This window comes from Litoreibacter ponti (assembly GCF_003054285.1).
GTDB lineage: Bacteria > Pseudomonadota > Alphaproteobacteria > Rhodobacterales > Rhodobacteraceae > Litoreibacter > Litoreibacter ponti.
Genome location: NZ_QBKS01000001.1, coordinates 450,758 through 464,336, shown reverse-complemented (window position 1 = coordinate 464,336; position 13,579 = coordinate 450,758). Strand labels below are relative to the sequence as shown.

The 13,579-nt window shown below is 62.7% G+C and carries 6 protein-coding genes; 3 read left to right on the top strand and 3 right to left on the bottom strand.

Annotated elements, in window-relative coordinates; all coding sequences use genetic code 11:
* Window positions 1–566 precede the first annotated feature (566 nt).
* The 3 genes from C8N43_RS02440 to C8N43_RS02430 are packed head-to-tail and all read left to right on the top strand — an operon-like array spanning window position 567 to window position 2,089.
* Window positions 567–1,169 carry a YitT family protein gene (locus tag C8N43_RS02440; RefSeq protein WP_107844086.1) on the top strand — a complete coding sequence of 201 codons (603 nt, stop codon included), beginning with the start codon at window positions 567–569 and terminating at the stop codon, window positions 1,167–1,169.
* Window positions 1,170–1,172: 3 nt separating this feature from the next.
* Entirely contained in the window at window positions 1,173–1,508 is a 336-nt protein-coding gene (locus C8N43_RS02435) for a DMT family transporter (protein WP_107844085.1), read from the top strand.
* Window positions 1,509–1,510: 2 nt separating this feature from the next.
* Window positions 1,511–2,089: a nucleotidyltransferase family protein gene (locus C8N43_RS02430; RefSeq protein WP_245913009.1), complete on the top strand. Its 579-nt coding sequence runs from the start codon at window positions 1,511–1,513 to the stop codon at window positions 2,087–2,089.
* A gap of 1 nt (window position 2,090) precedes the next feature.
* Here the strand turns inward: C8N43_RS02430 and C8N43_RS02425 are convergent, their stop codons facing one another.
* The 3 genes from C8N43_RS02425 to C8N43_RS19530 form a co-directional block, all read right to left on the bottom strand.
* A complete protein-coding gene (locus C8N43_RS02425; RefSeq protein ID WP_107844083.1) occupies window positions 2,091–4,259 on the bottom strand; it encodes a Hint domain-containing protein in 2,169 nt (722 codons plus the stop codon).
* 256 nt (window positions 4,260–4,515) lie between these two features.
* Window positions 4,516–12,732: a cadherin-like domain-containing protein gene (locus C8N43_RS19535; RefSeq protein WP_158269896.1), complete on the bottom strand. Its 8,217-nt coding sequence runs from the start codon at window positions 12,730–12,732 to the stop codon at window positions 4,516–4,518.
* Between the two features lie 9 nt (window positions 12,733–12,741).
* Window positions 12,742–12,885 carry a hypothetical protein gene (locus C8N43_RS19530; RefSeq protein ID WP_158269895.1) on the bottom strand — a complete coding sequence of 48 codons (144 nt, stop codon included), beginning with the start codon at window positions 12,883–12,885 and terminating at the stop codon, window positions 12,742–12,744.
* Between the last annotated feature and the right edge of the window lie 694 nt (window positions 12,886–13,579).

Sequence of the window (13,579 nt, the reverse complement as noted above, 5' to 3'; positions counted from 1 at the left end):
TTCATTTCGGTGCTGTGGAATTATGCCTCCGCGTAGAGACCCAAGGCTATAACAATAAGAAGGAATGAATCAGGTGTTAAAAGAATTTCTCCGTAGCGGAGGTATAACCTGCGCACTATTATTATCTGTTACTAAGCAAAGTACTGCACAAACCACTGACACAGACGCCTGCGTGTTGTTAAACCAGCATTTTTCTAACGCCATGACCCTGGCAACGAGCGGAACGCTTGTACGCTGCGATTCAACGGATGGCACCCCCGCTTGGAATGAAAACCTAGACAATGCAACCGAACCTCAACTAGTGCTTTGCATCGACGATAATAACTTTTTTGGCATAGGTGCTAAAAAAGGTGGGCTAACGTGTGGTGACAAAGGTACTTGGGAGTAACTAGCAAAGCTTTTCACCCAAAGCCGACTTTAGCGCAGCTTGCAGCATCGGTCACTTTGGGCTCTAAAGCTGCCCCTCGCGCCGTACTTTTTCCAAACTTGCATCTTTGCGGTGCCTCATCAAAATCATCGCGCGGGGCGGATTGCGGTGGGGGTGCGAACTCAGATAGGCAGGCCCCATGGCCAAACCCATCGAACACAGCCTTCTAGAAGACGCGCAGGCCTTTGTGCTTGGGACCTCGATGTGCGCGCTTGGGGTCGCTATGCTGACGCATCTGGGGCTCATCACCGGGCAGACCGCCGGGCTCGCCGTGCTGCTCAGCTACGTCACCGGCTGGTCCTTCGGCGCGGTCTTTTTCGTGGTAAACCTGCCGTTCTATGTGCTTGCCTGGCTGCAGCTTGGGCCGCGCTTCACCATCAAGAGCTTCATCGCCGTGGCGCTGCTCTCGGCCATCTCAGAAATCATGCCCGATCATCTGAGCTTTGCGCATCTCTCGCCCTGGCTAGGGGCGCTTCTGATCGGGGCCTCCATCGGGTTGGGGCTGATCGTGTTGTTTCGCCACGGGGCGAGCCTTGGCGGGATCGGGGTGCTTGCGTTGTTCCTGCAAGAGCGCGCGGGCATTCAGGCGGGGTGGGTGCAGCTTGGCTTCGATGTCGCGCTCTTTGCCGCGGCCTTCGCGGTGGTCGCGCCGGATATTGTCGCCTACTCTTTGGCGGGCGCGGTGGTGGTCAACCTGATCGTCGCCGTCAACCACCGCAAGGATCGCTACATAGGACGCTGAGCCATGCCCACCCACTACTTCTACCTGATCATCGCCGTCGCGGCGGAGACCATCGGCACCTCTTCGATCCAGGCGTCTCAGCAGTTTACGCGGTTTGGGCCGTCCCTGCTTGCGGTGATGAGTTTCGCGGTGGCGTTCTACTTCCTCGGCCTCACGCTGAAATACATGCCCGTGGGTGTGATGTACGCGCTGTGGTCGGGCCTGGGCATCGTCTTCATCGCGCTGATCGGCTGGCTCTATTTCGGTCAGAAGCTTGACCTTGCGGCCCTGCTGGGCATGGGGCTGATCGTGGCGGGGATCGTGGTGATCAACCTGTTCTCCAGCACGGCGCACCATTGAGCGTGACGGCCCTCTTGCTGGCCGGGGGCGCATCGTCGCGGATGCGTGGCACGGACAAGCTGCTGGAACAGGTACGCGGGAAAGCACTGTTGCGCGACCGGGCCGAGATGTGTCTGGCCGCGGGCCTGCCCTGCCGCGTGGTCTTGCCGCCAAAGGCCCCTGCCCGGCGGAACGCGCTGCACGGGCTCGATGTCGAGATCGTCGAGACGCAAGGATCGGAACTCGGCCTGTCCCATTCGATCCGGACCGGTCTGATCGGCCTGCGCGGCGATGCGCTGCTGGTCTTGGCGGACCTGCCGGACCTGAGCGCCACGCATCTACGCCGCGTGGTTGATGCGGCCCGCGCCCATCCCTTGAAACAGGTCTTCCGCGGGGCCACTGAAGCCGGCAAGCCCGGCCATCCCGTCTTGATTTGCCATGGGCTGTTCGAGGAATTGCGCGGGATTGAAGGCGATACCGGCGCGCAGCCGGTGCTGAAGGCGCATTCAGGCGAGACGGTGTTGGTGCCCATCGGTCCCGCGGCGCTCGCCGATCTCGACACGCCGGAGGCCTGGGCCGCCTGGCGCGAAGGCCAACGCTGAGCTAGTCCTTCAACAACGCGGCCTCATGGGCTTTCAGCGTGAGCCGCGCGGCGCCAAACGCCGCCTGCCCGGCCCTGTCCGACAGGTCCGGGAACAGCTCGAAAATCTCGCGCCGCTGGGCGTGACCGATGCCCTTGAGAGCATAGTCCCCCGGCTGGAAGCTTTCCGTCCACGCGCCGTTGGACAGGATCACCTCGTGGCTGTCGAAAAGGATGTGCCAATAGACCACGCCCGAGGCGTCGACCACATCGACGCCCTCCCGCGTGCAAAGGTGCTTGGCCGAAGAGAGCACCTCGCGTTCGTCAAAGAGCATGTCGACCCGCTCGTTCATCAGCAGGACGCGGTGGTTGGGCGAAAGTAACAGGTCGCGCTCCGGCAACCCATGGCCAAGCGAGCCGGCGCGCACCAGAACAGGGCGCAAATGCGGGGCGGCGCGCAGGGCCGTGCGGCCCACCTCCTTGCGCCCGATCCAGCGGATTTCCTGCATGCCATTGTCCCGGGTGATCACGCGGTCGCCTTCACGCAGGGCTTCGATCGGCACCTCGCCACGCGGGGTCGCGATCATCGTGCCAGTGGTGAAGCAGGGGATGATCTGCTCGATCTCGGTGAATTCGAGCCGGCCCGTGACGTTGCCGTTCGCATCCAAAAACTCGACGCGGCCGGACTGGCTGTCGCCATCGGCATCATCGGTGATGTTGACGAAGCGCAGCGGCCCTGCCCCGGTCAGATCGAGCGTGTCGAAATCGTCGCCATCCGTGCCGCCATCGACCCGGTCGCCATTGCCCTCGTCGCCCGAGGACACAATGAACGTGTCGCGGTCGTCACCGCCCGACATCTGGTCCTGCCCTAGCCCGCCCACGATGATGTCATCGCCGGTTCCGCCATCGATGCGGTCATTGCCATCGCCGCCATTGATGTTGTCGACCCCGGCCCCGCCTTCGATCGTGTCATTGCCTGCATCACCAAGGATATGATCGTCGCCCGCATCGCCGAACAGGCGGTCATCGCCCTCGCCGCCCGACACACGGTCGTCGCCCTCGCCGCCGCGCAGCTCGTCCTGACCCTGGCTGCCGCGCAGATCATCCGAGCCCTCGCCGCCGGTCAATTGGTCGTCACCCCCGCCGCCTTGCAGAACATCATCGCCCGCGCCACCGTCGATCACATCCTGTCCGTTGTCGCCAGCGACCACGTCATCGCCCGACCCGGCGGTGATCTGATCATCGCCCTCGCCGCCGGAAATCGTGTCGTTGCCATCGCCGCCATCGATCACGTCCTGACCGTTTCCGCCCTGAATGGTGTCGTCGCCGATGCCGCCATCAAGCGTGTCGCTGCCATCGCCGCCCTGGATGGTATCGTTGCCCTCCTGGCCGAAGATCGTGTCATCGCCGTTGCCGCCGTCGATGATGTCATCGCCAGGCTCGGTCGGGGTGATCACGACATCCTCAATCACGGAGCCGTTGAGCGTGTAGCCGGTCGGACCGCCCCGCGAGGTGACGGTGAACTCGATGAATTGCTGACCCTCGATCTGGGTGGAGAACCACGCATCCTGATCGCGCGCATTGGTGTTGCGCCCACCGAACGCGGAGACAGAGCCTGTGCCATCCTGCACGAACAGATCGGTGTCGTCGGACGTGCCGAAGCCGGAAATGAACTGCTTGGAAATCTCGACCCGCTCGGTGCCGTTGTTGGCCCGGTCGAGATCCCCGAAGGTGCCAACCGTGTTGAGCGCAATGGGCTCGCCGGTGTCCTGGTTGAAGAATTCGAGCCGCAGCTCCGCGGTCTCGCCCCGCTGGCTGCCATCGCGATTGTTGTTGAGCAGGATCTCGCCCCCGGCCCTGCCGGTCAGATCCACCTGCAGGTCGTCGTCGGATTTCGACAGCAATGTCAGCTTCGCCAGCACCGGCGTGCCGTCGTCCAGCACCGCCACGTTGCGATATTCGACGGAGGTGCCGTCGGCGCTTTCATTCTGGGCATTGGCGAATTGCAGGCTGAGCGGTGTGGCGTCAAACCCTCCGGTGGTCGTGCCGCCGCCGGGGCCAAAATCGCCAAAGATCGTGTCATTTCCATCGCCACCATTGATGGTGTCATCAAGGCCGTTGCCGGTGATCGTGTCGTCCTCGTTCGTGCCGTTCAGGACGTCATTTTCATTGGTGCCGTTGATCGTCGCCATGATCTTTCCTCGCGCTGCGCCGCAAATGGTGTGGGACGCAAGGATGGTATCGCATAGCCAGACAAGGTCCACGGGCACGCATGATCACGGTTTGGAAACGGAGTGTTTCCGCCGACTTGATCGGCCCATTGCTGCTCAAGCGCAAAGAAAAGAGGCCGTTCGCAATCGAACGACCCCTCCCCAGCACAATTCAACTCATTACGATCTCCCCGGCGCCCGCCCAGAGTGAAGGCCGGGCGCCGGGTAGCTGCATATCCTATTTGAAGAGCAGTTTGGCCTCGTGCTTCTTCAGGGTCAGGCGGGCGGAGGCGTAGGCCTCGCGTCCTGCTTCGCCCTGCAGCTCAGGGAAGAGTTCGAAAATCTCGTTCCGCTGCGCGTTGCCAATACCCTTCAGGCTGTAGTCACCCGGCTGGAAGCTCTCCGTCCAGGCGCCGTTCGACAGCACGACCTCGTGGTTGTCGAACATGAAGTGGATGTAGGTTGTCCCCATCGAGTTGATGGACTGCACCCCTTCGGTCGGGTTGACCAGATGCTTGGCCGAGACCAGCACCTCGTTCTCGTCGAAGTACAGCGACACGCGGTCGTTGTTGACCAGCATCCGGTGGTTCGGGCTGACCAGCATATCGCGCTCCGGCAGACCATTGCCAAGGCTTCCCTTCTGGATCAGCACCGGCTGCAGATGCGGGTTGTTTTGCAACTCGCGCCCGTCCATGCGCTTGGCCCCGATCCAGCGGATCTCCTGGATGCCATTGTCGCGGGTGATGATCTTGTCGCCGACCATCAGGTCTTCGACCAGAACCTCACCGCGCGGCGTGGCAATCGAGGTGCCCGGCGTGAAGCACGGCACGATCTGCTCGATCTCGCTGAACTCCAGCGTTCCGATCACGTTGCCGCCCACCCCGTCGAGGAACTCGACCGTGCCGGAGGTGGAGTTGCCATCAGCATCCACCGTCTCGCCCACGATCCGCAGCGGGCCAGCACCGGTCAGGTCGAGGACGTCGAAGTCATCGACATCGCCCGCCGCGGTGGAGCCCGTGCCGCCGTCGACCACATCCCCGATCGCATCCTCGGCATTGTCCACGATGATCGTGTCGCGATCATCGCCGCCGGAAATGGTGTCCGCGCCCTGACCGCCGATCAGCGTGTCATTGCCCGTGCCACCAGAGATGGTGTCGTCGTCCACGCCGCCGTCGATGAAGTCATCGCCCGCGTCGCCGTTCAGCACATCATCGTCATCGGCCCCGAAGATCGTGTCGTTGCCGTCGCCGCCATTGACCACGTCCTGCCCGTTATTGGGCACCAGATCGCCGTCGACATCGGCGATGTCGAGGTTATCCGGCAGGCCGAGATCGGGGTCGATGCCCGCGTAGACCACGTCGTCGCCCGCGCCTGCATTGATGACATCGGAGCCTTCGCCGCCGACAATACGGTCGTCGCCGTCACCGCCATCGATGGTGTCGGCATCGAGCCCGCCATCAATGGTGTCATTGCCCGCGCCACCGATGATCGTATCCGCATCGTCGCCGGTGGAGATGATGTCATCCCCGTCACCGCCATCCACGAAGTCGATATCGTCATTGGGGTTCGGATCGCTCGGGAACAGGCCCGGGTAGCCGAGATCGGGCAGCGGCGCATGGCCGGAGGTGTCGATGACGTCGTCACCTTCGCCGCCGAAGACGGTGTCATTGCCGTCATTGGTGGTGATGGTGTCGTTGCCCGCGCCGCCGGTGACCGTGTCGTCGCCGGAGCCAGCGCTCTCGACCACATCGTCACCGTCGCCCAGATCGATAACATCGTCGCCAGAGCCTGCTTCGGTGACAGTATCGTTACCTGCACCGCCGGTGATGGTGTCATCGCCCGCGCCGCTGGAGATCGTGTCATCCCCCTCGCCGCCGTCGATGGTGTCATCGCCGTCATTGCCCTGAATGTCGTCATTGCCGAGGCCACCGATGACCGTATCGTCGCCGTCGCCGGCCTGGATCGTGTCGTCGCCCTCGCCGCCGTCGATCTCATCATTGCCGCTGCCGCCGCCGATGGTGTCATCGCCGTCGCCACCGTCGATGACGTCGTCACCCTGGTTGGCCCGGATCGTGTCGTCGCCGGCATTGCCTTCGATGGTGTCGTTGCCGGTGCCGCCGATGATCTCGTCATCATTGTTGCCGCCGATGATTTCATCGTCGCCCGCGCCGCCATCCAGCAGGTCGGTGCCCGGCCCGCCCAGCAGCGTGTCGTTGCCATCCTCGCCAAACAGCTGGTCAGAGCCCTGACCCGCATCGAGCACGTCGTCGCCGTCGCCGCCGGAGATGATGTCATCCCCCTCGCCGCCGGACAGGTAGTCATCGCCCGCCTCGCCATTGAGGATGTCGTCGCCGTCCTGGCCGTAGACCTCGTCATCGCCTTCGCCGGCATTGACGGTGTCATTGCCATCGCCCGCAAGGATGATGTCATCCTGTGGGCCTTCGCCCGGCAGGAATTCATCATTGTTGTCGACCATGTCGCCCTCTGGGTCGTCCATGTAGTCCACGTCGATCAGATCATCGCCGGCTGTGCCTTCCACGATTCCGTCATTGACCCCCACGGTCACGATGGCCGTATCAAAGCCGCCATTTCCGTCGGTGATCGTGTAGGTGATCGTCGCCACTCCGCCGAACTCCGGCACCGGGGTGTATTCGAGCGTACCATCGGGATTGATGGTCACCTCGCCCACATCCACCGAGGCCTCGGTGACGGTCAGCGGATCGTTCTCCGGATCGGTGTCATTGGCCAGCACCGCAATGGTGACAGGCGTCAGATTGTTGGTCGAGGCGCGGTCATCCACCGCGTCCGGCCCGTCATTCACCTCGCCCACGTTGATCGTGATCGTGGCCGTGTCGGTGCCGCCATTGCCGTCCTCGACGGTGTAGGTCAGCATATCCTCGCCCGAGAAGTCCGGGTCCGGCGTGTAGGTGATCGTTCCATCGGGGTTCAGCACAGCTTCGCCATTGGCGGGCTGGGTGATCTCCGTGATGGTTAGCGTGTCGCCATCCACATCGCTGTCATTGGCCAGCGGGGTGATATCGACCGGCGTGTCCTCATCGGTCTCGACCGTGTCATCCTCGGCGACGGGATCATCATTGACCGGCGCCACGTTGACCGTGACGGTCGCGGTGTCCTCGTTGCCGTCGGGATCGGAGACCGTGTAGGTGATCGTCGTCTCGCCGTTGAAGTTCTCGTCGGGTGTGAAGGTGATCGTGCCATCGGGGTTGATCGTGACCTCGCCATCGGGGCTGGTGGCCTCGGTGACCTCCAGCGGATCGCCATCGGGGTCGCTGTCATTGGCCAGCACGTCGATGGTGACCGGCGTGTCCTCGTCGGTCTCGGCCGTATCATCCTCGGCCTCCGGCGTGTCGTTGACCGCCGTGACGTCGATGGTGTGGATCGCAGAATCCTCCAGCTCGCCATCGGAGATGGTGTAGCTGATGGTCGCCGTGCCGTTGAAATCGGGCGCGGGCGTGAAGGTCACGGTGCCGTCGCCATTGTCCACGAGCGTGCCCTGATCGGCGGGCACGGTGGCCTCGATCACGGTCAGGTCGTCGCCGTCGACATCGCTGTCATTGGCCAGCAGATCGACGGTGATCGCCGTGTCCTCGGTGGTCGTGTCGCTGTCGTCGACCGCATCCGGTGCGTCGTTGACCGGGGCCACATTGACCGTAACCGTCGCGGTGTCCTCATTCCCGTCGGGATCAGAGACCGTGTAGGTGATCGTCGTCTCGCCGTTGAAATTCTCGTCCGGCGTGAAGGTGATCGTGCCGTCGGGATTGATCGTGACTTCGCCGTCGGGAGACGTCGCCTCCGTGACCTCCAGCGGATCGCCGTCGGGATCGCTGTCATTGGCCAGCACGTCGATGGTGACCGGCGTGTCCTCGTCGGTCTCGGCCACATCATCCTCGGCCTCGGGGGCGTCGCCCTCGGGGGTCACGGTGATGGTGTGAACCGCGGTGTCGGTGCCGCCGTTTCCGTCGGAGATCTCGTAAGAGATCGTCGCTTCGCCGTTGAAGTCAGGCGCGGGCGTGAAGGTGACGGTGCCGTCGCCATTGTTCAACAGCGTGCCTTGATCGGCCGGAACCGTGGCGGAGATGACGGACAGGTCATCACCATCGGCGTCGGTGTCATTGGCCAGCAGATCGACCGTGATCGGCGTGTCCTCTGCGGTGGTGTCGCTGTCATCGACGGCATCAGGACCATCGTTGATTGCGCCGACCGAGACGATCGCCTCGCCTTCGTCCTCGCCACCCTGACCGTCGATGACGGTGTAGGTGATCGTCGCCGGGCCGTTGAAGTTCGGCGCGGGCGTGAAGGTAACGGTGCCGTCGCCATTGTCGACCACGGTGCCCTGCTCGGGCGGAACCGAGACGGAGCCGACGGACAGATCGTCGCCATCCACATCGGTGTCGTTGGAGATCAGGTCGATAGTGATCGGCTCGTCTTCATCCGTCGTCTCGACATCATCCACGGCGACCGGGTCATCATTGACCGGCAGCACGGTCACGACGACCTCTGCGGTATCGGTGCCGCCATTGCCGTCTGTGATCGAGTAGGTGATCGTCGCTTCGCCGTTGAAGTCAGGCGCCGAGGTGAAGACCAGCTCGTTGCCGACGATCTCGACACTGCCCTGATCGCCGGGCACGGAGGCGCCGGTGATCGTCAGGTCATCGCCCTCGAGGTCGGTGTCATTGGCCAGCGCGTCGATGGTGATCGGCGTGTCCTCGTCGGTGGTGACCGCGTCATCCACCGCATCGGGGCCGTCATTGACGCCTTCGATGAAGACATTGACGGTCGCACCGCCGACATCCTCGCCACCCTGGCCGTCGACCACCGTATATGTGATCTGGGCCGGGCCGGTGTAGTTCGGCGCGGGGGTGAAGGTCACGGTGCCATCGCCATTGTCGACCACGGTGCCCTGCTCCGGCGGCACGGAGACCGTGCCGATGGTCAGATCGTCGCCATCCACGTCGAAGTCATTGGCGATCAGATCGATCACCACGGCGGTGTCTTCCTCGGTCTCGGCGATATCATCGACCGCCACCGGATCATCATTAACCGGAAGCACGTCGACCTCATGGATCGCCGTGTCGGTGCCGCCATTGCCGTCCGAGATGGAGTAGCTGATGGTCGCGAGGCCATTGAAGTTCTCGGCGGGCGTAAAGACCACTTTGTTGTCCACGATCTCGACCGTGCCCTGCTCGGCAGGAACGGTTGCGCCGGTGACGGTGAGGTCGTCGCCATCCACATCCGTGTCATTGGCGAGCACATCCAACGTGATCGGCGTGTCTTCGTCCGTGGTGTCCGTGTCGTTCACCGCATCCGGCGCGTCATTGACCGGGGCCACGTTGACCGTGACGGTCGCGGTGTCCTCGTTGCCGTCGGGATCGGAGACCGTGTAGCTGATCGTCGTCTCGCCGTTGAAGTTCTCGTCCGGCGTGAAGGTGATCGTGCCGTCGGGATTGATCGTGACTTCGCCGTCGGGCGAGGTCGCCTCGGTGACCTCCAGCGGATCGCCGTCGGGATCGCTGTCATTGGCCAGCACGTCGATCGTGACCGGCGTGTCCTCGTCGGTCTCGGCCGTATCATCCTCGGCCTCCGGCGTGTCATTGACCGCCGTGACGTCGATGGTGTGGACCGCCGAGTCCTCCAGCTCGCCATCGGAGATGGTGTAGCTAATGGTCGCCGTGCCGTTGAAATCGGGCGCGGGCGTGAAGGTCACGGTGCCGTCGCCATTGTCCACGAGCGTGCCCTGATCGGCGGGCACGGTGGCCTCGATCACGGTCAGGTCGTCGCCGTCGACATCGGTGTCATTGGCGAGCAGATCGACGGTAATCGCGGTGTCCTCGGTGGTCGTGTCGCTGTCATCGACCGCGTCCGGCGCGTCGTTGACCGGGTTCACGGTCACGGTGACGGTGGCGGTGTCCTCGGACCCGTTGCCGTCCTCAACCGTGTAGGTGATCGTGGTCTCGCCGGTGAAGTTCTCGTCGGGCGTAAAGGTCAGCGTGCCATCGGGATTGATGGTGACTTCGCCATCGGGGCTGGTCGCCTCGGTTACGGTCAGGTCGTCGCCATCCGGGTCCACGTCATTGGCCAACACATCGATGTCGACAGGGGTGTCCTCGTCGGTTTCGGCCGTGTCGTCGCCGGCAACCAGATCGTCGTTCACCGCGTCCACGGTGACCGTAACGGTCGCGGTGTCTTCGCCGCCATTGCCGTCGGAGACGGTGTAGGTGATCGTCGTGACGCCGTTGAAGTTCTCATCCGGCGTGAAGGTGATCGTTCCGTCCGCGTTGATCACGACCTCGCCATCCGGGCTGGTCGCCTCGGTCACGGTCAGATCGTCGCCGTCCAGATCGGTGTCGTTGTCGAGCACCGGGATCGTGACGGGTGTGTCTTCATCGGTCGAGACGGCGTCATCATTGGCCACTGGGTCATCGTTGACCGGCGCGACCGTCACATCGACCGTGGCGGTGTCGGTGTTCCCGGCCTCGTCCTCGATCGTGTAGGTGATGGTGGTGTCGCCGTTGAAGTTCTCGTCCGGCTTGAAGGTGATCGTGCCATCGGCGTTGATGGCCACCTCGCCATCGGGCGACGAGGCGTCGATCACGGTCAGGTCGTCATTTTCCGGATCGGTGTCGTTGGCCAGCACGTCGATGGTGACGCTGTCATCCTCATCGACGGAGGCGGTGTCGTCATTGGCATCGGGGCCCTGGTTGACGCGGTCGCCGAGGATTTGCTCGATCTCGGTGAAGGTCAGAGAGCCGGAGACGCTGCCATCGGGGTTCAGGAATTCAACCGTGCCGGAGGTCGAGTTGCCATCGGCATCCTCGGTCTCGCCCACAACGCGGAACGGGCCTTCGCCGGTCAGATCAAGCGTGTCGAAGTCGTCAACATCGCCCGCCGCGGTCGAGCCGGTGCCACCGTCCACGGTGTCGCCCGCGCCCGCAATGATCGTGTCACGGTCGTCGCCACCGCTCAGCAGGTCATCGCCTTCCCCGCCGTCGAGCGTGTCATTGCCGCCCTCGCCGAAGATGGTGTCATTGCCTGCGCCGCCGTTCAGCACGTCATTGCCATCGGCGCCATCATCCACAACGGAGGTGTCGACATCGAAGAAGATGTCAGTGATGCGGATGCCGGAGTTGTCGTCGTCATCCTGCGTGTGCTCGACCACGATGCGTGCGACCGGACCGGGGATGTTCACCTGCAGGTTGTACTCGTCGGACGGCGTGGCGCCATAGCCGCCGTTGCTGTCGGCCGTATCCGCGCCATTGGCACCGTCGGTGTCGATCAAGGTCACACCGCTGCCGCCGCTCAGCTGCACGGGGATCTCGTTGCCGTCAGCGTCAAACGCGGTCACCTGGACCACGCCGTCGCCGTCGATGTCATTGATATTGAACTCGACATCGGTCACGGGCGTGGAAAATTCCCACTGGAACTCGCCGCGGCCATCTTCGCCATTAGTGATCGAGGTCAGGCCGCTGTCGGTATCCACCGTCTCGGAGCCGCCATCGATGCCGTCGACGTTGAGCTGCTCGGTATTGAGGAAGCTGTCGTGGCTGTCGACATCGGCGAGGCGCGTGAAGGTGACTTCTACATTGCCGGTGTCCTGCACGAAGGAGGTATCGACCTCGTTCTCGGTCTGCAGATCCCACTCGAAGCTCTCGCGCACGGAGGTGCCCGCGCCAGGGCCGGAATAGTTGCTGTCGCCGTAGATGACATCGTCGCCCGCGCCGCCGTCGACCGTGTCGTCGCCGGAACCTGCGTAGACCTCGTCGTCGCCCGCGCCGGAATTGATGGTGTCGTCGCCGCCGAACGCATCGACGATATCGTCGTCGCCGATCTCGCCGGGCAGCAGCGCGTCGTTTGCGTCGATGCGGTCCCCATCGGGGTCGCCCTCGTAGTTCACGTCGATCACTTCGGCGTCGTTCGAGCCTTCGACCACACCGTCGAGCACGGGCTCTTCCTGCTGGTCGGGGGTGCAGTAGCAGATGCCGTCGATGGCACCGGAGCCGCACAGCTCGATCTCCATGCGCGAGACGTTATCGGCATTGATGTCGACGATCTGCTGCGCGTTGTTGGAGGTCGCATCGATATGGACCGTCTTGAACAGCTTGCCGGTCTCGTCATAGAGGCGCACGGTGCCGCCCTCTTCCAGGTCGAGGCCCATGAAGTTGATGACCTCGGACGGCTCGTCGAATTCAAAGATGAACGTGCCGCCGCCCGCATTGTCGTCAGGGTCGGAGCTGTCGCCGTCCTCGGACAGGATCAGGACATTGCCCAGGTTGTCGGTGGCAAGATCGTGGTCGCCGCCCGTGGGGTGGCTCGTGTCGAACACCATCGGGGGCGTGTGCGGGTTGGCGGAGCTGATGGTCACGCCATTGGAGCTATACTGGCCGTTAACAATATCACCGGCATGAAGGTCTTCAAATGTAAGCAGAACGTTAGGCATTATGGTCTCCTATGAGTTCACGGACATCGGTCGATGCGCAACCGACCCCGCGACTTCAAAATACTCGTCAGCGCGCACGCGTGAGATCGATCCAATGGCGAAAGCGGCACTCAATGCCGCGATCATCGCCATCATTTCCATCACTTCAGCCATTGTGTGTCCCGGCTCGTGCAGTTCGATCTCACCCGCGATGAGCGAAGACCCGGCCTTCGGTGCGAAGACGGCCGCACTCACGCGCGTTACCAAAGCAAGGGGATTTTTACCGGGTGAAAGCCCGGTGAGATGTCGGTGACAATTACGTTCTGCGATCGTTACAACCCAACGACCACCGCAAGCGATCACACGACTATAAATCCCCGTATCCCGGCAAGGACACGATTATCGTGCGGCCGCCCCCGTGGCCTATGTCTTCACCCCCCAGTTGGGCGTATTTCGTTTTTAAGCGGAGGATGGGGGTCTCAAAAGCAAAATCTCGCCCATGTCCGGACAATGAAGCGTTATTCCCCGACGTTAACCACAAGTTATCAAACTGTTTCTTGAAATGTGGCAGCCGCGTGCTCAGCGGGCTCGCCAAGGTCAATGGCGCAGCTTTCTCGTGCCATGCCGACCTTGGAGCTAATATTTTTCGATGCTTCACAGCCACTTAACAGGCTTAATGCATGCTATGGAGGTTGTGCCATGGGGATCTGACCGCGGAGCAGGCGCGCAGGATCTCGGGTGGTATCGCGCCTTATTTCGATCTGTCAACGTAGTTAACCCTTGAGAAAGCGCATCATTTTTTCCCCTCTGGCAACAACGCTACAATAATAGGCAAACCGGCGAACTGTCCCCAGAATGTTGAATATTG